General features: G+C 40.2%; 18 protein-coding genes and 1 pseudogene. 16 read left to right on the forward strand and 3 right to left on the reverse strand.

Going from position 1 to position 19853, the window contains the following annotated elements:
• Positions 1-103 precede the first annotated feature (103 nt).
• From M1D67_RS03890 to M1D67_RS03935, 10 genes and pseudogenes are all read left to right on the forward strand, one after another.
• Complete coding sequence (locus M1D67_RS03890; protein ID WP_245118105.1) at positions 104-1219, forward strand: MrcB family domain-containing protein; 1116 nt, start codon at positions 104-106, stop codon at positions 1217-1219.
• Positions 1220-1490: 271 nt separating this feature from the next.
• Positions 1491-1658, forward strand: a pseudogene (locus M1D67_RS03895) (hypothetical protein); the annotation flags it as partial.
• Positions 1659-1849: 191 nt separating this feature from the next.
• Complete coding sequence (locus M1D67_RS03900) at positions 1850-3715, forward strand: beta-glucoside-specific PTS transporter subunit IIABC (protein WP_479831605.1); 1866 nt, start codon at positions 1850-1852, stop codon at positions 3713-3715.
• Positions 3716-3720: 5 nt separating this feature from the next.
• The gene (locus tag M1D67_RS03905; RefSeq protein WP_479831606.1) at positions 3721-5187 is read left to right on the forward strand and encodes a glycoside hydrolase family 1 protein; all 1467 of its coding nucleotides are present in this window, start codon (positions 3721-3723) and stop codon (positions 5185-5187) included.
• Between the two features lie 29 nt (positions 5188-5216).
• On the forward strand, positions 5217-6065 hold the full coding sequence (locus tag M1D67_RS03910) for a PRD domain-containing protein (protein ID WP_479831607.1): 849 nt from the start codon (positions 5217-5219) through the stop codon (positions 6063-6065).
• Between the two features lie 248 nt (positions 6066-6313).
• Complete coding sequence (locus M1D67_RS03915) at positions 6314-7426, forward strand: response regulator aspartate phosphatase (protein WP_479831608.1); 1113 nt, start codon at positions 6314-6316, stop codon at positions 7424-7426.
• Positions 7423-7545 carry a PhrK family phosphatase-inhibitory pheromone gene (locus M1D67_RS03920; protein WP_011197633.1) on the forward strand — a complete coding sequence of 41 codons (123 nt, stop codon included), beginning with the start codon at positions 7423-7425 and terminating at the stop codon, positions 7543-7545. The genes M1D67_RS03915 and M1D67_RS03920 overlap by 4 nt, the downstream gene beginning before the upstream one ends.
• Positions 7546-7707: 162 nt before the next feature.
• Positions 7708-8466 carry a class I SAM-dependent methyltransferase gene (locus M1D67_RS03925; protein ID WP_039073293.1) on the forward strand — a complete coding sequence of 253 codons (759 nt, stop codon included), beginning with the start codon at positions 7708-7710 and terminating at the stop codon, positions 8464-8466.
• A 178-nt stretch (positions 8467-8644) separates the two neighbouring features.
• On the forward strand, positions 8645-11518 hold the full coding sequence (locus M1D67_RS03930) for a DEAD/DEAH box helicase (protein WP_479831609.1): 2874 nt from the start codon (positions 8645-8647) through the stop codon (positions 11516-11518).
• Between the two features lie 20 nt (positions 11519-11538).
• Positions 11539-12459 carry a DUF5655 domain-containing protein gene (locus M1D67_RS03935; protein WP_020450488.1) on the forward strand — a complete coding sequence of 307 codons (921 nt, stop codon included), beginning with the start codon at positions 11539-11541 and terminating at the stop codon, positions 12457-12459.
• Positions 12460-12628: 169 nt separating this feature from the next.
• Here the strand turns inward: M1D67_RS03935 and M1D67_RS03940 are convergent, their stop codons facing one another.
• Complete coding sequence (locus M1D67_RS03940) at positions 12629-13546, reverse strand: DMT family transporter (protein ID WP_479831837.1); 918 nt, start codon at positions 13544-13546, stop codon at positions 12629-12631.
• Between the two features lie 136 nt (positions 13547-13682).
• On the opposite strand from M1D67_RS03940, the gene pdxR reads away from it, so the two are divergent.
• The 5 genes from pdxR to M1D67_RS03965 all read left to right on the forward strand — a co-directional run bounded on the left by pdxR (position 13683) and on the right by M1D67_RS03965 (position 17623).
• The gene (gene pdxR / locus M1D67_RS03945; protein ID WP_026578912.1) at positions 13683-15104 is read left to right on the forward strand and encodes a MocR-like pyridoxine biosynthesis transcription factor PdxR; all 1422 of its coding nucleotides are present in this window, start codon (positions 13683-13685) and stop codon (positions 15102-15104) included.
• Between the two features lie 101 nt (positions 15105-15205).
• Positions 15206-16123: a DMT family transporter gene (locus M1D67_RS03950; protein ID WP_064505133.1), complete on the forward strand. Its 918-nt coding sequence runs from the start codon at positions 15206-15208 to the stop codon at positions 16121-16123.
• A 119-nt stretch (positions 16124-16242) separates the two neighbouring features.
• Positions 16243-16962 (forward strand): YebC/PmpR family DNA-binding transcriptional regulator, encoded by a 720-nt coding sequence (locus tag M1D67_RS03955; RefSeq protein WP_003179658.1) that lies wholly within the window; start codon positions 16243-16245, stop codon positions 16960-16962.
• A gap of 144 nt (positions 16963-17106) precedes the next feature.
• Entirely contained in the window at positions 17107-17316 is a 210-nt protein-coding gene (locus M1D67_RS03960; protein ID WP_020450493.1) for a helix-turn-helix transcriptional regulator, read from the forward strand.
• Positions 17300-17623: a DUF2178 domain-containing protein gene (locus M1D67_RS03965; protein WP_223254874.1), complete on the forward strand. Its 324-nt coding sequence runs from the start codon at positions 17300-17302 to the stop codon at positions 17621-17623. The genes M1D67_RS03960 and M1D67_RS03965 overlap by 17 nt, the downstream gene beginning before the upstream one ends.
• 446 nt (positions 17624-18069) lie before the next feature.
• Here M1D67_RS03965 and M1D67_RS03970 read toward each other — a convergent pair whose 3' ends face one another.
• Together M1D67_RS03970 and M1D67_RS03975 are read right to left on the reverse strand one after the other, a co-directional pair.
• Positions 18070-18288 carry a hypothetical protein gene (locus tag M1D67_RS03970; RefSeq protein ID WP_020450496.1) on the reverse strand — a complete coding sequence of 73 codons (219 nt, stop codon included), beginning with the start codon at positions 18286-18288 and terminating at the stop codon, positions 18070-18072.
• Positions 18275-18613 carry an ArsR/SmtB family transcription factor gene (locus tag M1D67_RS03975; protein WP_095292926.1) on the reverse strand — a complete coding sequence of 113 codons (339 nt, stop codon included), beginning with the start codon at positions 18611-18613 and terminating at the stop codon, positions 18275-18277. Before M1D67_RS03975 ends, M1D67_RS03970 begins: the two co-directional genes overlap by 14 nt.
• A gap of 305 nt (positions 18614-18918) precedes the next feature.
• Here M1D67_RS03975 and M1D67_RS03980 point away from each other — a divergent pair, with 305 nt between their 5' ends.
• On the forward strand, positions 18919-19689 hold the full coding sequence (locus M1D67_RS03980; RefSeq protein ID WP_020450498.1) for a hypothetical protein: 771 nt from the start codon (positions 18919-18921) through the stop codon (positions 19687-19689).
• Positions 19690-19853: the final 164 nt, after the last annotated feature.

A 19853-nucleotide genomic window follows, 5' to 3' on the forward strand; every position in this document is an offset into this window, starting at 1 on the left:
ATATGAAGGTTCCATTTCTTGCATAAAGTCCTAGCCTTTCTTAATAAAGAGGTGTATCAAAATAGAACAGAAAATCTCGAATCAACTAACGGTTAGTGAACAAATGAAGCGTGTTTTATCAACATATCAGCAAGCAAAAAATGAGGAGTTTAAAGGACATCCTTTGTCACACCTTATTTGTCATGAAATAAAGGATACTCTTTTTAAAGTTGTTGACTTAGATCCTAATATATATCATGTAGCAGGTTCAGTTGGAAAAGGCCGTTGGGCTGAGATTCCTTGGGTTTCAATTTTTCTAAAGAACTTAACGACTTCGGCGACAAGAGGCTACTATATTGTTTACTTATTTAGAGCAGATGGAAATGGTGTTTATGTTAGTTTGTATCAGGGGTGGACATATTTCAAGGAGAAGTATGGTACAAAGATAGGTAGGGCCAAAATCCAAAAAACAGCTTCTATTATTAGAGAAAAACTAAATACCATACCTCAAAATATGAATCTTTCAAATATCAATTTAAAGGGTGAAGGTAATCTTGCGAGGGGATATGAGTTAGGACATGTATGTGGTCGTTTTTATGATATAAGCAATTTTCCGAGTTCAGAAGACATTTTAAGCGATTTACAAGCACTATTAGTTACATACAGAGAAATAGAAGGCCTTATCGGACATCGATCGATAGAACAGTTTAATGATTTTATTCTGTCCCAGGAAGACGGCCAATTTTTAGAAGACCGGGTTAACGAAGAGGAGTATCAGATAGCGGCTCAAACCTTCATCATATCCGAGAATTCGAATATCGGATATGAAATCAATCAAAAGAGAGAACGTCCGCAAGCTATCATTAATCAAGGTGGTCAAAGGCAATGGACAAGAAATGCAAGTCTTGCATCAAAAGCTATGATGCTTTCAAATTATACTTGTGAAATTGACCATTCCCACAAAACTTTTATCTCTAAATCTACCAACATGCCTTATGTTGAGTGTCATCATCTTGTCCCTATCGCCAAGCAAGAGGAGTTCAAATATGACTTAGATCAACTGGCAAACTTGGTAAGCCTATGCCCATACTGTCATCGTCTTATTCATTATGGTCAAGATGAGGAGAAGGAAAAACTGTTGAAAAAATTGTACGATCAGCGGAAGGATCATTTGAAAAAGATAGGAATTGAAATTACCTTTTCAGAACTTAAACGAATATATGAAATATCGAATATTTAGACTCAGATTAAAAGCTTTGGTCAAGCGTACCAAGGCTTTTTGCTGTTTAACCTAATACTAAAGGCTATTACAGATCATTTTAATAATAGATAACATCTTAAAGGGAAAGAGGGGTTCGGCATTAACAAGGTCGGTTTAGAAGTGGTTGCGGGGGTGTTAAACGAAGTCCTTTTGACAATTAAAAAGTATAAATATTGCACAGGCGAAGTCAATGTTTTTCGAGATGGAAGAGAATTAGAATCTACTTCTCGCTGCTTGAGGAGTGATGTCGGATGATGTTTTGCTGTGGACCATTATTGAGATAAAACCGAGGCTTGCAGTTTATGTATCTTGTAACCCTGGAACCTTGGTGCGCGATTTTCGGGTGCTTGAGGATGGTTCATGCTCGCTATTAGGAATAAAATGCAGGCCATTCGACCAAGAAATTTACTTCTTTTAAAAAACCAAAATAAATGTTGACGCTTTCATCAAACCGATATATACTTTAATCAAATCCAATATTGATAAATTAGACATGTGACTGGTCATGCAGGCAGGATCTAAAACCGATAAATTTTTTAATTTGTCGGTTTAGGTCCTTTTTTTATTGCCTAAATATAGGTCTCATGTTTCAGAAAAGGGGGAGAAACAATGAATTATACACAAACAGCAAGAGACGTATTGCAGCATGTAGGCGGTAAAGAGAATATTGCCCACTTGGAGCATTGTTCGACACGACTCCGTTTTACATTGATTGATCAAAACAAGGCGAATGTGCCGGCACTTGAGAAAACACCAGGTGTCATCGCTGTCCGTATGTCGGGCCAATGCCAGGTTGTGATTGGAAACGATGTCATTGAAGTCTATGAGAAATTGACCGGCCTCCTCGGAGGATCACCTTCTGAACAAAGTGTGTCTTCCCATCAGCCGAAGGAAAAGCGAAAAGCGGGGACTGTACTATTAGACTTCATTGTCGGCGTTTTTCAACCGCTTGTTCCAGCCATTGCGGGTGGAGGGATTTTAAAATCGTTTCTCCTCCTCTTCTCGTTATTCGGATTAATGGATGCCAAAGGGCAAACGTATCAAATTTTAAATATGGTTGGTGATGCGCCGCTTTACTTCCTGCCATTGCTGGTAGCCGTGACGACAGCCAATAAATTAAAAGTGAATCCGCTTGTTGCATTATCGGCAGTCGGCGCTCTTATTCTGCCAAACATGGCGGCTATGCTGACAGAAGGCGCTCAATTATTTTCATTTGATGTGAAAAATATTGCGTATGCCTATCAGGTGTTTCCGGCGATTTTATCTGTCCTGTTGTATGCACAGATGGAAAAATGGTTTACTCGTATTTCGCCAAAACCCATTCGAATTTTCTTCGTACCGATGATGTCATTGGTTATGACAGTTCCGATCACTCTCCTGCTGCTGGGACCAATCGGTTTTACAGCAGGGCAAGGCTTCACAGCAATCATCCTTGCTATGTTTGACAAAGTGGGCTGGGTTGCGGTTGCGATTCTGGCAGCAGTCCTTCCATTTATGGTCGCATCAGGGATGCACAAAGCGATGGTGCCGTACGCTGTAACAACAATGGGCAATCTCGGAAAAGAAGCACTCTACTTGCCTGCGTCACTTGCACACAATCTCGCTGAAAGTGGGGCGTGTTTCGCAATTGCCCTTCGCACAAAAGATAAAGTGCTTCGTTCAACTGCCATTTCTGCAGGGATTTCCGCATTCTTTGGGATTACCGAACCTGCATTATACGGGGTGACACTGCAAAATAAACGTGTGCTTAGCAGTGTCATGATCGGTTCTTTCATCGGCGGCATCTTCATTGGACTTGTCGGACTTCAAGCGTTTGTTCTTGTTGGACCTGGTCTTGCAAGTATGTCGATGTTTATATCTGACGAGCTTCCACGCAACTTCATGTTTGCAGTTATCGGTTTTGCCATCTCATTTGTTGTTGCTTTTGCTGCCGCCTTTATTTTAGGAAAAGATCGAAAGACAGAAGAAACGGAAAAAGAAGCAGAGCAAGGTGTTTTCGCTGAAAAACTTGGCGCAGATGAGACATTCAAAAGTCCAGTCATCGGTCAAATGATTTCACTATCTGATGTAGAAGATGACATATTTTCTTCAAAGGTAATGGGAGAAGGAATTGCCATTATTCCTTCAAAGGGTGAACTATATGCACCGGTAGATGGCGAGATTTCACTTCTCTTTGAAACAAATCATGCGCTCGGCATGAAAACAGCAAACGGAGTTGAGGTTCTTTTCCATATTGGGATTGACACCGTTCAGCTAGAGGGCAAGTTCTTTAAACCATTGGTGCAAGCAGGAGACAAAGTCAAAGCAGGTGATCTGCTCATTCAATTTGACCTAGAAAAAATTAAAGAAGCAGGTTATGATCCAGTTACACTAGCAGTTATTACGAATACGGATCAATATGATATAAAAGTAACGCAATTAAAAGAGGTCAATCGTCAAGATACATTGATGGTTGTTACACAATTAGGAGGGTAATCATGATGACAAAGACAAAAGGATTTCCAAAAGGTTTTTTATGGGGCGGTGCGATTGCCGCAAACCAAGCAGAAGGAGCTTGGAATGTTGATGGAAAAGGACCGTCTGTTGCAGATATTGCCATGTACCGTTCGAATTTGAGTGTAGAAGATTACGAAGGACACCTTGCTGTTACTTCTGAAAACATTGAACGCGCAATGAAAGACCCGGACGTAAAAAAATATCCGAAGCGCAGAGGGATTGACTTTTATCATCACTATAAAGAAGACTTGGCTCTCTTTGCAGAAATGGGCTTCAAAACATTGCGTATATCGATTGCATGGAGCCGAATTTTCCCGACAGGAGAAGAAGCTGAGCCGAACGAGAAAGGCCTTCAGTTTTATGATCGTCTGTTTCAAGAAATGAAAAAACATAACATTGAACCGATCGTGACTCTGTCACATTATGAAATGCCATTAGCACTTAGTGTGAAATACAACGGATGGGTTGAAAGAAAAGTGATCGATCTCTTTGTGAAGTTCGCAAATGTGTGTTTTGAACGCTATAAAGATGTCGTAAAATACTGGCTTACCTTTAATGAAATTGACAGTATACATCGCCATTCTTTCATTACAGCGGGAATCATTCCTGATCGCTGTCCTGAAGGGAAAATAGAGGAAACGGTTTATCAAGCATTGCACCATCAATTTGTGGCATCCGCTCTTGTGACTGCAGATTGTCATCGCATCATTCCCGGCAGTCAGGTGGGATGTATGCTAACGAAACTCACGACATATCCGCACACTTGTCATCCGAATGATGTAGAACGCGCACTGAAGCAAAACCTTGATAACTATTTCTATGCAGATGTTCAAGTGTTTGGCGAATATCCGCCATTGATCAAACGCATGCTGGAACGAAAAAATATCAATATTAAGATGGAAGCGGACGATCTTGCCATTTTGAAAGAACATACGGTAGACTTCGTTTCATTTAGCTACTATATGTCCCTGACAGAATCTGCACAAGAAGGGCTGGAAAAAACAGATGGCAATACGATTCGCGGTGTGAAAAACCCTTATTTGCCTTCAACAGATTGGGGTTGGCAAATCGATCCGGTCGGTTTAAAAATTTCGCTCATTGAATTGTATGATCGCTATCAAAAACCTCTCATTATTGTGGAGAACGGCATGGGTGCGAAAGATGTTGTTGAAAGCGATGGATCGATCCATGATGATTATCGTATTAACTATTTCAGAGAACATTTCCGTCAGATGAAAGAAGCCATTGAAGAAGGTGTAGATCTCTTCGGATATACCAGCTGGGGATCCATTGACATTATTAGTGCGGGAACATCTCAAATGTCCAAACGATATGGATTTATCCATGTTGATCAAGATGACGATGGCAACGGGACATTGAAGCGCTCACGTAAAGATTCATTCTACTGGTATAAGAAAGTGATCGAGTCAAATGGAGAAGTATTAGACTAAAAAACCGCATTCATGAAAAGGTGATGGCGATGTTTAAAATAAAAAAGGTTTTAAACTCGAGTGTGGTACTGGCTGAAGATCAGAACCGACAGGAGATGGTTTTATGCGGCAGAGGTATCGGTTACGGACGAAAACCTGGGCATATGATTGAAGAAAAACAAGCTGATCAAGTGTTTATGCCAGTAGACAATATGAAGGCAAAAGAATTTCTTCAACTGTTGGATTCAATACCGCAAGAATTTATTGAATTGACACAGCAAATTGTTCATTATGCAGAAGGAAAATTAAAAACAAAGCTAAATTCCGGTGTATACTTCACATTAATGGATCACTTAAATTTTGCAGTAGAGCGTTATAAAAAGAACATCAATATTACGAATCGCGTCTACTGGGAAATTAAAAACTACTATACAGAAGAGTTTGAGGCAGGGAATTATGCACTGCAGCTCATCAATGAAAAACTGGGGATCCAATTACCGAAAGAGGAAGCGGCAAATATTGCGTTCCACTTAATTAATGCATTAGGTGAAGAAACAGAATCAAAAAATGGAATGAAGTATGCAAAAATGATCGGGAGCATAGTCAATCTTGTCCGGTACACACTAAATATGAAATGGGATCAAGAAAATATTCATTACAGCCGATTTATCACACACGTTAAATTTTTTGTTGAAAGATTTTACGCTGATAAATTGCTGGCAAATCAGGAGAATGAATTGTTTGAGCAAATTGCTAATTTATATCCGCAAGCAATGGATGTAGCTTTCAAAATCAAGGATTATATCAAACAGGTACACGGAATCGTCATTCCGAACGATGAACTAACATACTTGGGAGTCCATATTCATCGATTGATTTCTTATCAGCAATTAAAATAAATGAAGAACCACTTGCCTTTGTGGAAGGCGAGTGGTTTCTTGTTTTTGAAAAAGAAGGAGCATTTCTGTTTATAGGCCAGATGAGTTGATTGATCTATACCAACAGTTAAAATTGACAACAAAAGGCTTTTTCAATTGTTGACAAAAACATATCACTAATTGACAAAAGGTCATTACAAAAATTTACACATGTGATAAGATCATTTTACAGATAGAGAACAATCTTAAAGAGAAAGAGGGGGTTCGGCATGAGCAAGGTCGCTTCAGAAGTGGTTGCGGGGGTGTTGAACGAATTCCATTTGGCTATTAAAAAGCATGATATTGAGCAGGCAAAGCATCTTTTTGATGAGGCGAAGTCGATGTTTTCCGGGATGGAAGAGGATCAGAATGTGCTGGCTTATTTTTCGCTTCTTGAGGAGCGGTACCGAATGATGCTTTATGATGCGAGGGGAGAGCGGCTGCCGCGGGAGTCTTACTTTAATGATTCGCAAATCGAGTGCATCGAGCAGACGGATCATATGATCGATTACTATTTCTACTTTTTTGAGGCGATGCATGAAGCGTACAACAAGAATGTTGAGCGGGCGATCAGCCTGTACAAGGTTGCCGAGAAAAAACTGGCGAAGGTGCCCGATCAGATCGAAGCGGCCGAGTTTTATTTTAAAGTATCATGGCTGTATATGTCTCTCCGGCAAAATGCGGTTTCTCTCAATTATGCGAGAGACACGATGAATATTTACAAAATGCATGACGGGTACGAAAAAAAGCTGGCGATTTCCCAGGTTGTAATGGGGACAAATTACATGCAGATGCAGCGCTTTAAAGATGCGGAGAAGTACTTTGAAGAATCGATCGAAATGTCCAAAAAAATTGACGATTCATTTTTAGAAGCGATGCTTCACCACAATATCAGCATTCTATATTCCAATTCCGGCCGGTCTCAGGAATGCATTCTCGCCGTCCAGCATGCGTTGAGCAATGCCGAATGGTGCGAGTCAAGCTACTATATCAACTCGCTTTACATGCTGATCAGAGAGTTTTTCAAAATCGGCGAAACAGAAGCGGCCCTGTTCTATTATAAAAAAGGACAGGAGGAATTAGAGAAACACGGGAATAAGCATTATGAAAAGAAAATAAATATTATGTATGAGCTGTATTGCCATGAAAACGTAAAAAGCATCAAAGACGACATCGATTCCTTGGACGAGATGAATGATTTAGACGGTGTTTGCGACCTTTCATTGCTCATCTCAAGCTATTTTGAGAAAAAAGGAGATTTCAAGGAAGCGCTGGAATTTGTTAAAATATTCATGAAAGCCGAAAACAAAATGAGATCATTAGGGAGTGAGGTATTGTCATGAAAAAATTGATTCTTTGCTTATCGTTAACTGCTATGGTCTTAGGCGGAGCTGCTTTATCCCAAAGCCACAATCAGGCGTCAGGCGGCGTTCAAACAGCTGAGCTGCCGGTTGGAGGTTAATATTTGCTGAAGTCCTTTTACAGGCTTCTTTTTTAAAGCCATGAAATGGGGTGCGATTACAGTGAATCTACAAGAGCATGAAATATAAAAACCTTCCAAATTCGCGAGAGGCCCTCCAATCGTTTAAAACATATTTAAACATTAAAATTGGAGGGGGATACTATGAATGACAAAACATTTCTTTCATATTTAAAACACGCAGATAAGCCTTTCAGCGGCTGGGATTTTTCTTTCATTGACGATACGGGAAGAATGAAAAGCGACCTGCTTTCATGGTCATACGGAAGCATGGCTCTGTCTCTTATTCAAGATTCCAAATCCATGCTCGATATGGGGACAGGCGGCGGAGAATTTTTATCGAAATTGGGGCCGTTTCCTTCGTCAGCATACGCTACTGAATGCTATTTGCCCAATGTGCCAGTTGCAAAGGAACGATTGACGCCTTTAGGGGTTCAGGTCGTCCAAATTGATGATGATGAAGATCTTCCATTTGAATCCGGCCAATTTGACCTGGTCATCAATAAACACGAGTCATATTCAGCACAAGAGGTGAGGAGAATCCTTTCAAAAGGAGGACTGTTTCTCACTCAGCAAGTCGGCGGGCATGATTGCGAAGAAATCAATGAAAAACTTGGTGTGCCGCTAAATGAAGAATTTAAGGACTGGAACTTGGAAAAAGCGTTAAAAGAAATAGAAAAACATGATTTTAAGGTTTTAAAAAGCAGGGAAGAGTGTCCGACTCAAAGGTTTTATGATATTGGGGCTCTGGTCTATTACTTAAAAGCCATTCCCTGGCAGGCGCCCGGTTTTGAAGTGGATCAATACACGGATGAATTGTACGCGATTCATAAAATGATTGAAGAAAAGGGTTATTTTGATGTCACACAGTACCGGTTTATCATTTTAGCGGAAGCGATTTAGAGTTTGATCAAAGATTTGCCTAAGAAGGGTGTCTCATATTATATGATGACATCCTTTTTTATTTTCCTATATTTTTGTAAAGCCAGTTATTTATCCATATATTCATTTAGGATATAATTGTTACTACTTAATGTTATTACCAGTATCATGTTTTTTTTACACATCAGGAGGAAAAGCGATGGCATCCCAAACTGTAACCAAGTATTTTCGCGATAGTGTCGCTGCGAAACTAAAAATTAACTTTAAAAACAGTCGTTTTATGATTTCAGATTTGAATAGCCTTATACAAGGAAAGATAGACAGTAAGTACTACGCGGTACTTTCAGACCACAAAAATGTCTCCGGTAAACTCGATGTTATCGTTGTGGCAAAGACGATCAAGACGAAATTCGACGTGCAGCAAAGGGTTGAGACAAATATTGAAGATATGACCGGAATTCTTTATATCCCGGCAGTTTTGACTGCCAATGGTATGTTGTTGCCTTCAGAAGACAAATATCCATGGATTCCGAGAGAGAATCTTCATCCAATCATTGACGAAGAGCTTGCGATCGGCTATGTCAATGACTTTGATGAATATATGAGCAACAATTATCAGAGGTTGGAAAGCAACCTCACTTGGAAAAGCTATTTTGAGTTTGCAAAAGATATGTATGAGTCAGTTACAGAAACCGAAATAACTTCAAATACAGTTAAAGAAATAGAATTAGAGAAAAATGTTTATATCTTTAAGGATGATTCCATCAATGCAACCAGAAATATATTAAAGTTATATGATCACCTTTTATCCAGCCAGCCGAATCATCTGCAGCTTTATCAAAATTTTATCAACCAAAAATTCACTTCTTTATCGCCGCTTATTCCAAACCGGATGTCAGAAATGCAGAAGCATGTCGGACAAATGGGCGGGGAATATCCTTTGTCGCCATCGCAAAGGGAGTGCCTGAACCATTTCAACAATATGGAAGATGGAGAAATTCTTGCAGTCAACGGTCCGCCGGGTACGGGGAAAACGACGTTATTGCAGTCGCTCGTTGCCAATCTTTATGTCGAACGAGCATTAAAAAAGGAAGATCCTCCTGTCATTGTCGCTTCATCAACAAACAATCAGGCAGTAACCAATATTATTGAATCATTCGGAAAGATTAAACCAAAATGGGAAAACAATCATTTAGAGCAGCGATGGATCGAAGGAGTCGACAGCTTTGCTGTTTATTTTCCGTCCGGCAGCAAGGAGAAAGAGGCGCAAGAAAAAGGATTTCAATATACGAACCCTCGGGGAGAAAACTTTTTTGACGAAGTTGAAAGCAACGAGAACATTGAGCGATCAACCGAAAAGATGCTCAAAGAATGCAGTCGATATTTTGAAACAAACCATACTGATATTAAGCAATGTGAGCAAACGATTTCAAATCGGTTAACAGCGCTTGAAGAAATCAGACAAAAAGTTTTATCCTTATTCTCCGAATATGATCAAATAGCTCCCAAAGGCGTTTCTTTAGATACATACATGACGCAATTGACCGAGGAAAAAACCGAGTGGGAAAGCACGTTTCAATCGATACAACAAAGAATAAAAGAGTGGCAGACGCACTTTTCAAACTTGCCGTTCTTTGTTCGCTTATTCAAGTTTCTGCCGTTCTTCAAGAGCAAATTAGTCAGTTATGTCAGATATTTTATTCAGCCGGATGAAGAATTTATTGATGAGTCAATGAATCTCGATAAAATTCTCTCTCTGTATAGCGAAAAAGCAAAAGAGACGAGAGAAAAAATAAAGCAGGTCGATGCGACATACCAACAAGTCAGCAAATTGAACACAAAATATAAACAATTAATGGTGGAACTTATATCACTGAACATTCTTGAGAAATATCCTGGTTCATTTTCTTCTTTAGATAAGGCGAATGAATTTTTAGATACAACCATAAAATACGCCTCTTTTTGGCTAGCAGTTCATTACTATGAGTGCAGATGGCTTTTAGAGAAAAGACTGTCGGAAAAACAAAGAGGCACAAATTTCGATAATGTGTTAAATCAGTTTTATACAAATTTAAGTATGTTGACCCCTTGTTTTGTGATGACTTTTTATCAGCTTCCGCGAATGCTGCTGGCCTATAACAATGGGAAGGAGCATTTTCTCTACAATTATATTGATTTACTAATCGTAGATGAAGCAGGACAGGTGACTCCTGAGATTGCGGCATGTTCATTTTCGCTTGCGAAACGGGCAGTTGTTGTCGGAGATGTTTATCAGATTGAACCGGTGTGGAATATCAACGAAACATTGGATATTTCATTAGCTCTTTCAAATGATGTTATTACTTCGATCGAACAGTTTGAGAAGCTTCGCGAACTCGGCTTGAATACGTCAGAATCTAGTGTGATGAGGGTAGCGTGCAAAAGCTGTAAATACGAAAAACATCAGCAACGCGGTTTGTTTTTGAGCGAACATAGGCGCTGTTATGATGAAATTATTGAATACTGCAACAATCTGGTGTATAGAGGAAAACTTGAGCCAATGAGAGGTAAAGCGGCAGAGGATAAGAAAAATCCGCTTGTTCAATTATCGATTCCACCTCTTGGTCATATGCAGGTTGACTCATACCAGTCAAGCAAAAAAGCGGGCAGCCGATATAATGAAATAGAGGCAAGGGCCATCGCCACATGGATCAATGAGCATTTCTACAACATCCGAAATGCATATCATGAAGATGATCCAAAAAGTCTCATTGGCATTATCACCCCTTTTAAAATGCAAGTCGGCATCATCAAGCGTGCGCTATCACCCGATGTTAAACCGTTTATCGACGTAGGAACGGTCCATACCTTTCAAGGCGGCGAAAGAAAGGTCATCATCATGTCGACGGTGTACGGGAAAAATGACGGCTGCTTTTTCATAGACGCCAATAAAAGCCTTCTAAACGTCGCAGTTTCAAGGGCAAAGGACAGCCTCCTTGTCATGGGTGATATGAATTGTTTATCAGACAGCGCGAATAAACCGAGCGGATTGTTGAAGAGGATGCTTTTAGAAAATGACGTTGTTCATTCTTAATGAAGGTAAGGAGCGCAGCCATGAATCTCTTTCAATTACACCATCAAGATATGAAAGAAATCCGGGAAATACCGTTTGAGAAAGAAAAAGACATACAGCACCTATGTGAAAAAAATTTAAAGCAATTATTAGGCCTCAAGTTCATTGCCTCTGAGTTTCGAGTCGCCGGATTTCGGATTGATACGCTAGCATTTGATGACCAGACACAATCGTTTGTTATTATTGAATATAAAAACAAGAAACATTCCAGCGTAATAGATCAAGGCTATGCTTATCTGTCCATCATGCTTAATAATAAAGCTGACTTTATTCTTGAATATAATGAAAATCAAGAGAAGCTTTTAAAAAGGAACAGTGTCGATTGGTCGCAATCAAGGGTCATCTTTATTTCGCCTGAGTTTACTACACACCAAAAGGAATCCATTAATTTTAGAGATTTGCCGATGGAATTGTGGGAAATCAAAAGGTATGAAAATGACCTGCTACAAATGAATCCTATCAGACCAAATGGGGCATCGGGGTCGATAAACACAATTTCGAATCAAAGTGAAGCAATCGAACAAGTGAGCAGGGAAATCAAAGTTTTCACAGAAGAAGATCATCTAGTCCGTAAGCCTGATGAGGTGATTGATCTATACCAGCAGTTAAAAGAAGAGATTTTAAATGTGGGTGACAACATATCTGTCAAAGCAACAAAGCTATATATCGCATTTACTGTTCATAAGCGTAACATGGTAGACGTTCTTCTCTTAAAAAAGGGCTTAAAAATTTGGATAAATGCCAAAAGAGGCGAGTTAGATGATCCCATGGATTTATTTAGGGATGTCGCAAACACCGGCCACTGGGGGAACGGTGATTATGAAATTCAAATCGATGATGAAAAACATATCGAATATATCGTTGATTTGGTTAAACAAGTTTATGAGAAAAATAAAGTTTAAGAGCCTTTTCCATATAAAAAGGCTTTTTTCTAATGTGAAACCATTCTTTGCCTGACAACTGATCGATTAAAAAATAAAACGAGATTGCAGCATCCATTGGGAAATTTTCGTTTTCGCAAGCGGCGCCCATTCCATTGAAAAAGGATGCCCCCGGGTCCGGACATCCTTTCTAGTTTTCTTGGAGATAAGCAGAATTAAATTTTTCGAGTTTGTAAATGCTATTTTTCGTTCCTCTGTATGTAAACAGTACACCGCCTATCGTTATGATTCCCCCGGCAAGTGATAGGAAAGCGGGAATTTCGCCTATCCATACCCATGATATGAAAAGTGTTGCGGCTGGCGTTAAATAAAGCGAAATCGCGGCCTCTGAAGATCCTCTGTACGAGGTGATATAAGCAAGCGCAAAATATGGGACAACTGTAGGGAGCAATCCTAAATAAACAACACTTGCAGTAGATTGAATGGAAGCATGAGAAAGCTCTTCGAATAGCCCGGGCAAAAAGAACAGCATGGGGATGGTTCCTCCCCAAATCGCGTATGAAACAAAAGGGATAAAACCGTATTTTTGAATGTAGCGCTCTTGAAAAACGAAATAGATGCTTTCACATATCGCGGCCAGTAAAATGAACAACACCCCAGCCGCCGTGTTTTCAAAGTTTCCGACGCCGAGTGATATAAGCATGACGCCTAAAAAGCTGATCCCTGATCCGAGCCATTTCGCTGCACCAAATCGTTCTGCGAAAAACAGCCTCGCTAACAATGCTGAAAAAATAGGCGTTGTCGTGACCAGGAGGCTTGCCATTCCGGCGCTGACCGTTTCCTCGCCTTGATTGAGCAATGTGTGGTAAGCGGAAAATCCTAAAAAACCGAGCAGCAAAATGATGGGGATGTCCTTTGCTTCCGGCAGGCGCATCCGGACGGCAGCAGCCAGCAATATTAGAGCCGAAGAACCTGACAGCAGCCGAAGCAATGTGAGGTGCTGAGGCGTATAATCCTCCAGCCCGACTCGAATCCCCGGAAAAGCCGAAGCCCAAAAGCCGATCATCAGGCAGTATGACAACATGATGTACATCCTCTGTTTCTTCATCATTTTTCAATCTCCTTTTTAAAAAAACCAACCGGTTTAAATGTGTGTATCCATCTTAATGGACGTTTGGTAAAATGGCTTCAACCAGTTTTGAGAATATAAACCCAACCACTTATCGATAAAAGGAGATCCATTTATGCCCCGCGTGCCAAAATACAAACAAATCATTCAATTTATAAAAGAGAAGATTGCAAATGGAGAATGGCCGATCGGCACCAAAATTCCGAGTCAGCGTTCATTGGCCAAACATTTCGCTGTGAACAGAAGCACGGTGATTACAGCTTTGGAAGAATTAATAGCCGATGGATTAATAGAAGGCAGAATGGGGAAAGGCACGATCGTTATAAACAATACATGGACATTGTTGGCCAAACATTCGACCCCTGATTGGGATAAATACGTGGCAGCCGGATTCCAGCAGCCCAGCCGGAAAACGGTTCAGGAGATTAATCAATCTGAATCGAATTCAACATTGATACAGCTCAGCAAAGGCGAACTTTCAAATGAATTGTTTCCGCTGGACATTATGAAGGAGATGATGGAGAAGGTTGCTCATAACATGGATGCCTTTGGGTATGAGGAGCCAAAAGGTTATCTTCCTTTAAGAGAGGCGTTGAGCAGCTATTTACAAACGGTCGGCATCCACGCTTCCCCGTCTTCCATCTTAATCGTTTCCGGCGCGCTGCAAGCATTGCAGTTAATCGCCATGGGGCTTTTGCAAAGCGGATCAACCGTTTTTCTTGATCAGCCGTCTTACCTTTATTCGCTGCATGTCTTTCAATCTGCGGGAATGAGGATGGCCGGATTGCAAATGGATGAAGAAGGCCTCATGCCAGAAAGCATCAAGATGACGCCAAACATGCGGACGAGAGCCATTTTGTACACCAACCCTTGTTTTCAAAATCCGACCGGAGTGTTAATGTCCAAAAAGCGGAGGGAAGAGATTCTGGCTTTCAGCGAACAACACCACCTGCCTATCATTGAAGATGATATATACCGCGAATTATGGATTGATGCACCGCCGCCTGCTCCAATGAAAGCGATGGACAAAAACGGCCGCGTCTTATACATTGGCAGTTTTTCGAAAACGTTGAGCCCGGGATTAAGAATCGGCTGGATCGTCGGCCCGGAGCCGGTCATTGAACGTTTATCAGATATTAAAATGCAGACGGACTACGGCTCGAGTTCACTGTCTCAGAGAGTCGCAGCCGAATGGCTGACATCTGGGCTTTACCAGAAACATTTGGAAAACGTCAGAGAACAACTAAAAATAAGAAGAAGCTTTGTGTTGCATGTGTTAGAAACAGAGTTGGAAGGACTCGCGGAATGGAGCGTTCCAGCAGGCGGCTTCTTTATTTGGCTGAAGATATTGCCGCCGGTATCGATGAAAACTCTTTATGCCAAAGCACTTTCAAAAGGAATTCTCTTTAATTCTGGGGCCATATACGGGCAGGAAAGAGGCGATTACATGAGGCTGTCATATGCATTTGCTTCCTGTGAAGACCTGAAGAAAGGGATTACGCAATTAAGCGGACTGATTAAAATGCTGTCTGGTTGATGTGCAAGAGTTGAAAATATTTATTCCAAAAGAAATAAATTTTACCTTATTTTTGTTAAACTTAAAAAGGATTTTAAATACATTATGACAGGAGAAAACTCATGCGGAACCAAATGTCGGTTTATTTTTCTCTGGCTCTCGCCATGGCGATCGTCGGGAGTTCGGTTGTTGTCGGCAAGCTGATGGTGAAGACGATTCCGGTGTTTTTGTCGTCTGGCATTCGTTTTTTTATCGCGGCTGCCGTTTTAATGATCTTGCTTTTTTGGATTGAGAAAGGCATTCCCGCTCTATCGAAAAAAGATGTCTTTGTTCTTTTGCTGCAGTCTTTTACGGGTGTCTTTCTGTTCAGCATCTGCATGCTTTATGGGGTTAAGCTGACGACGGGGATGGAGAGCGGCATTATTACGAGCACGACGCCGATGGCTGTCGGTGTTTTGGCTTTCTTTTTATTAAAAGAAAAAATAGAAAAAAGAATGGCTGCCGGCATCGTGCTGGCCGTTATCGGTGTGATGGCGATCAACCTGTTCGGGGCCGGCGGCGAAGCGGGGAGCCCTTATGCATTGATGGGAAATCTGTTAATCGCGGCCGCAGTGATCGGTGAAGCGATGTTTACGCTAATGGCAAAATTGCTGTCGCCCCATATTTCCGCATTGGCGATTTCGGCGTTTGTTTCCTTGTTCGGTTTTTTGTTTTTTCTGCCGTTTGCGGTCATTGAGGCTGTCTCGTTTGATTTTAGCGTTCCCGGACTTCTTGATTGGTCATATGTCCTTTATTACGCGCTGATTGTTACGGTGCTTGCTTTTTACTTATGGTACAACGGCGTGACGAAAGTGCCGGCGAGCGTTTCCGGGATTTTCACTTCGGTTCTCCCCGTATCGGCCGTTGTGCTCTCAGGCGTCATTTTGAAGGAGCAATTCACACTGGTTCATTTAACCGGAATCGTGTTTGTAATTGCAGGAATTTTCATTACTGTTTTGAAAAAAGAGCAGAAGAAAGACAGCGGAAAACTCGCATCTTAAGACGGATTTCCAAAAAAATGTCGTAAATTCGATGCATCAATTTGATGAAATCGCCCGGCCCTGCGGTATAATAGATTTTGTGAATGAAAGATTCAATGTTGAAAGAGAGTGGTTACATCATGGGCCGTAAATGGAACAATATAAAAGAGAAGAAAGCGTCCAAGGATGCGAATACGAGCCGAATCTACGCCAAGTTCGGCCGCGAAATCTATGTGGCGGCAAAGCAGGGAGAGCCCGACCCCGAACTGAACCAGAACCTGAAATTCGTGCTAGAGCGCGCCAAAACATACAATGTCCCGAAAGCGATTATTGAGCGGGCGATTGAAAAAGCGAAGGGCGGTTCTGAAGAAAATTATGACGAACTGCGCTATGAAGGCTTCGGGCCGAACGGAGCGATGGTGATCGTTGACGCGTTGACAAACAACGTCAACCGCACGGCTGCCGATGTGCGCTCCACATTTGGCAAAAACGGCGGAAACATGGGTGTGAGCGGATCTGTCGCTTACATGTTTGATCCGACGGCCGTCATCGGCTTTGAAGGGAAAACGGCTGATGAGACGCTCGAATTATTGATGGAAGCGGATATTGATGTCCGTGATATTTTAGAAGAAGACGATGCGGTGATCGTCTATGCCGAGCCCGATCAGTTCCACGCCGTACAGGAGGCGCTGCAAAACGCCGGCATCACAGAGTTCACGGTGGCCGAGCTGACCATGCTCGCGCAAAATGACGTCGCCCTTCCTGAGGATGCGCGTGCGCAGTTTGAAAAACTGATTGACGCGCTGGAAGATTTGGAAGACGTTCAGCAAGTTTACCATAATGTCGATTTAGGGGCGTAAAAAGAAATCGTGAAGTAAAAAGATAGATGAACAGGCGAAAGTCTGTTTTGTCTATCTTTTTTTATTTGTAAAGTTAACTTGACACCTGATTTTTTGTTGAGTATACTTTACGTATAGTAAACTTTACATTCCGATGGAGGAAAGATGAAAACGTTAATAAAGGAAAAGCGCACTTCGCTGAACATGACACAAGAAGAACTGGCTAAAAGGCTCGATGTGTCAAGGCAAACGGTGATTTCCCTTGAAAAGGGGAAGTATAAACCTTCACTCGTTCTGGCGCATAAACTGGCTCAAATTTTTGAATGTCTGATTGAAGATTTATTTATTTTTGAGGGGGATGAAAATATTGACTGAAACGATGACAAACACACTGATCGCTTTAGCAGGTTTAGGAATAGGCGTGCTCGGGATCGTAATTATATACAGTGTGAACAAACGGATTGGAAAAAAAGAGAGGCTGTTCGATGAACGCCAGCAGAAAATTAATTATCAGGCTAAGGCGCTCTCCTGGAACATTACAATGGCGGCTATTTTAATGGCCTGGACATTGGCAATTATTTTCCAAGGGATTTCCTTTTCATTTTTCTTAATAACAGGTTTATATATCCTGCAATGTTTATCAATGCTGATCACAACCGTTTACCTTGCGCAGAAAAACTAAGATGGTGCTGTTCCCCTTGTATCCGGATTTTACCGATTTATCGGTAAAATCTTTTTTTGTGGAAAAGAAAACCCGAGGCAAGGCCTAGGGTTCCGATCGACACGCAAATCTGAAATACAGATACGAGTCGGTATTTTCGGTGTGCTGGATATTACGTAGATAAAGTAGGAAGAAACAAAAAGTAATAGAAACATATATACGAAATCAGATCGAAGATAATATCGTCGCGTGGGGATTTAAGGGATATATGGAATCCTTTGTAGATGAAAAGGTCAAGAAAAGGAAGCAAAAATAAGAAAAGACCTTTGAGCTTGCCACTAAAGTGGTACATTAAAACGAACCATTAAGCCCGTCACCCAATCAAGTCATTCAGCTGGATATCATCTTGAGGGGAAGATTATTGCAAACAAATCCCCATCATACAGATGACTGAATTGGGAAAATTTTTATTCTACGTCTTTTAGTATGGCTTCAATTTTCTCAAGCCGCTGCTTGATATCCTTTATTTCCTCGTTTTCAAGTCTCAATTTCTCTTCGGCCAATTTGCCGTTCCTTAAATATCTTTTGACAACCTTTGTTAAGGCAACGATACCCGCAATGACAAGTGCTGCCATTACAAAATAGTATACTGGTATTAAAATTGTGATAATATCAACTGTCCCCATCTTTAGTCTCCTTACATTCTGTAGATTGTTGTTTCCCCAAATTCTCGATTAAATCATTATCAATCGTAAAGGAAAATTCTTTTAGATAATAGTACTTAAGAGCTTTACCATCTAATGAAACTTTCATTTCACTAAATATAATTCCTGTCTCCTCGAGCTTGGTTAGATGCAAATAAAGTAATGTCCTATTGATTTCTAACTTGCGTGCAAGCTCACTAACATAGCAACCTCCTTTTGATAAGATGGTTAGAATTTGTAAGCGAATTGGGTTTCCAAGTGCCTTTGCAATTAAGATTAATTGGTTTGGTTCATTTATTTTATTCATATGTAACAATAATTTAACACATGTGCATCTAAAAAAAAAGGTGTTTTTCAAAAAAATGATTCATTTGTTATATTATGTGAATCATAAAAAGGAGCATTATCTTAAAACACATTTTAATCAAAAAATAAATTTTATAGAGAAGAAAGATAAAATTAAAAGTATATTTTAATATAAATGCAATTAAAGTATATTTTTTCCGATTTGTTATTGTCTCTAAGTATTATACATGATAATATTAACAATAGTTGAATAGACTTCCAGTTAAATACACCTAAAAAAATTACTTTATTCGGAGGGTGATTTGAATGAAGAGATTCTTATTATTAGTATCCTTTTTGCTAGTGTTCCCTACTGCCTATGGGACTGCCATTGCAAAGGAAAAAACGCAAGGTTTAAGTTTGGAAGAAAAAATTTTTGAAATTGATAAAAGTGATGATTTATCAAAACAAGTTAAAAAACAAAAGTTTATCCAAGCTTTGGAGGATTCAACTGATGAGGAGAAGACTGAATATCTTGAAGAAGTAGGAGAGCGAGTACAAAATACTTTAAGTGAAGTTGATGTTCAATTAGGTGAAAATAAAGAAATAGATTTAGGCATGGGGACGACTATTGAATTAGAGTCTTCCGATGTTATAGAGTCAACTGAAGATGAATTAGTAAAGACTTCTGGATATGATTTTTCAAAAGGAAATGTACTCGAAAAAAAATATGGTGCTAGAAGATTTACATGTAGGGTTAGTGTGAAATCCCTTGGCATCACATTAGGATCTTTAGTGCTACGAAACCACTATACAGTGGGGAATTTTGGATTGAAAATGAGGTATGCATCCGATAGTGGAACATCTGGAATAGATCCTTTAATGATTATCACAAGTTCTTCTACATCGGTTCCTGACGGTAAAGCTGAAAAGGTAGGGTATGATATGAATGCAAGAGGTTCGTATAAATGGAAACTAGGTATTTCAGGTATATATGCATCTTTTACATCAGAAATATACAGTACAATCAAGTTACATAAGCTAAATAAGAAAAAGAAATTTGCTGTTGTATATCAAAATTACAAATTTACTGAGTGATCATGCCTTAAACATCAGCTGAAAAAAGATGAAAAGACAAATGTCAGACTGTTTCAGATTTATGAAAACAGAGTTTGATGATCGATTCCGGATTTTACCGATTTATCGGTAAAATCTTTTTTTATATCCAAAAGACTCATGAGATTGAATTTTCTTGAAAGACT

The organism is Bacillus sp. PK6-025, from assembly GCF_056530265.1.

Bases quoted from the DNA above. Each gene is read 5' to 3' on its own strand.
- M1D67_RS03890 (WP_245118105.1), top strand. From the start codon at position 104: ATGAAGCGTGTTTTATCAACATATCAGCAAGCAAAAAATGAGGAGTTT.
- M1D67_RS03900 (WP_479831605.1), top strand. From the start codon at position 1,850: ATGAATTATACACAAACAGCAAGAGACGTATTGCAGCATGTAGGCGGT.
- M1D67_RS03905 (WP_479831606.1), top strand. From the start codon at position 3,721: ATGACAAAGACAAAAGGATTTCCAAAAGGTTTTTTATGGGGCGGTGCG.
- M1D67_RS03910 (WP_479831607.1), top strand. From the start codon at position 5,217: ATGTTTAAAATAAAAAAGGTTTTAAACTCGAGTGTGGTACTGGCTGAA.
- M1D67_RS03915 (WP_479831608.1), top strand. From the start codon at position 6,314: ATGAGCAAGGTCGCTTCAGAAGTGGTTGCGGGGGTGTTGAACGAATTC.
- M1D67_RS03920 (WP_011197633.1), top strand. From the start codon at position 7,423: ATGAAAAAATTGATTCTTTGCTTATCGTTAACTGCTATGGTCTTAGGC.
- M1D67_RS03925 (WP_039073293.1), top strand. From the start codon at position 7,708: ATGAATGACAAAACATTTCTTTCATATTTAAAACACGCAGATAAGCCT.
- M1D67_RS03930 (WP_479831609.1), top strand. From the start codon at position 8,645: ATGGCATCCCAAACTGTAACCAAGTATTTTCGCGATAGTGTCGCTGCG.
- M1D67_RS03935 (WP_020450488.1), top strand. From the start codon at position 11,539: ATGAATCTCTTTCAATTACACCATCAAGATATGAAAGAAATCCGGGAA.
- M1D67_RS03940 (WP_479831837.1), bottom strand. From the start codon at position 13,546: ATGAAGAAACAGAGGATGTACATCATGTTGTCATACTGCCTGATGATC.
- pdxR (WP_026578912.1), top strand. From the start codon at position 13,683: ATGCCCCGCGTGCCAAAATACAAACAAATCATTCAATTTATAAAAGAG.
- M1D67_RS03950 (WP_064505133.1), top strand. From the start codon at position 15,206: ATGCGGAACCAAATGTCGGTTTATTTTTCTCTGGCTCTCGCCATGGCG.
- M1D67_RS03955 (WP_003179658.1), top strand. From the start codon at position 16,243: ATGGGCCGTAAATGGAACAATATAAAAGAGAAGAAAGCGTCCAAGGAT.
- M1D67_RS03960 (WP_020450493.1), top strand. From the start codon at position 17,107: ATGAAAACGTTAATAAAGGAAAAGCGCACTTCGCTGAACATGACACAA.
- M1D67_RS03965 (WP_223254874.1), top strand. From the start codon at position 17,300: ATGAAAATATTGACTGAAACGATGACAAACACACTGATCGCTTTAGCA.
- M1D67_RS03970 (WP_020450496.1), bottom strand. From the start codon at position 18,288: ATGGGGACAGTTGATATTATCACAATTTTAATACCAGTATACTATTTT.
- M1D67_RS03975 (WP_095292926.1), bottom strand. From the start codon at position 18,613: ATGAATAAAATAAATGAACCAAACCAATTAATCTTAATTGCAAAGGCA.
- M1D67_RS03980 (WP_020450498.1), top strand. From the start codon at position 18,919: ATGAAGAGATTCTTATTATTAGTATCCTTTTTGCTAGTGTTCCCTACT.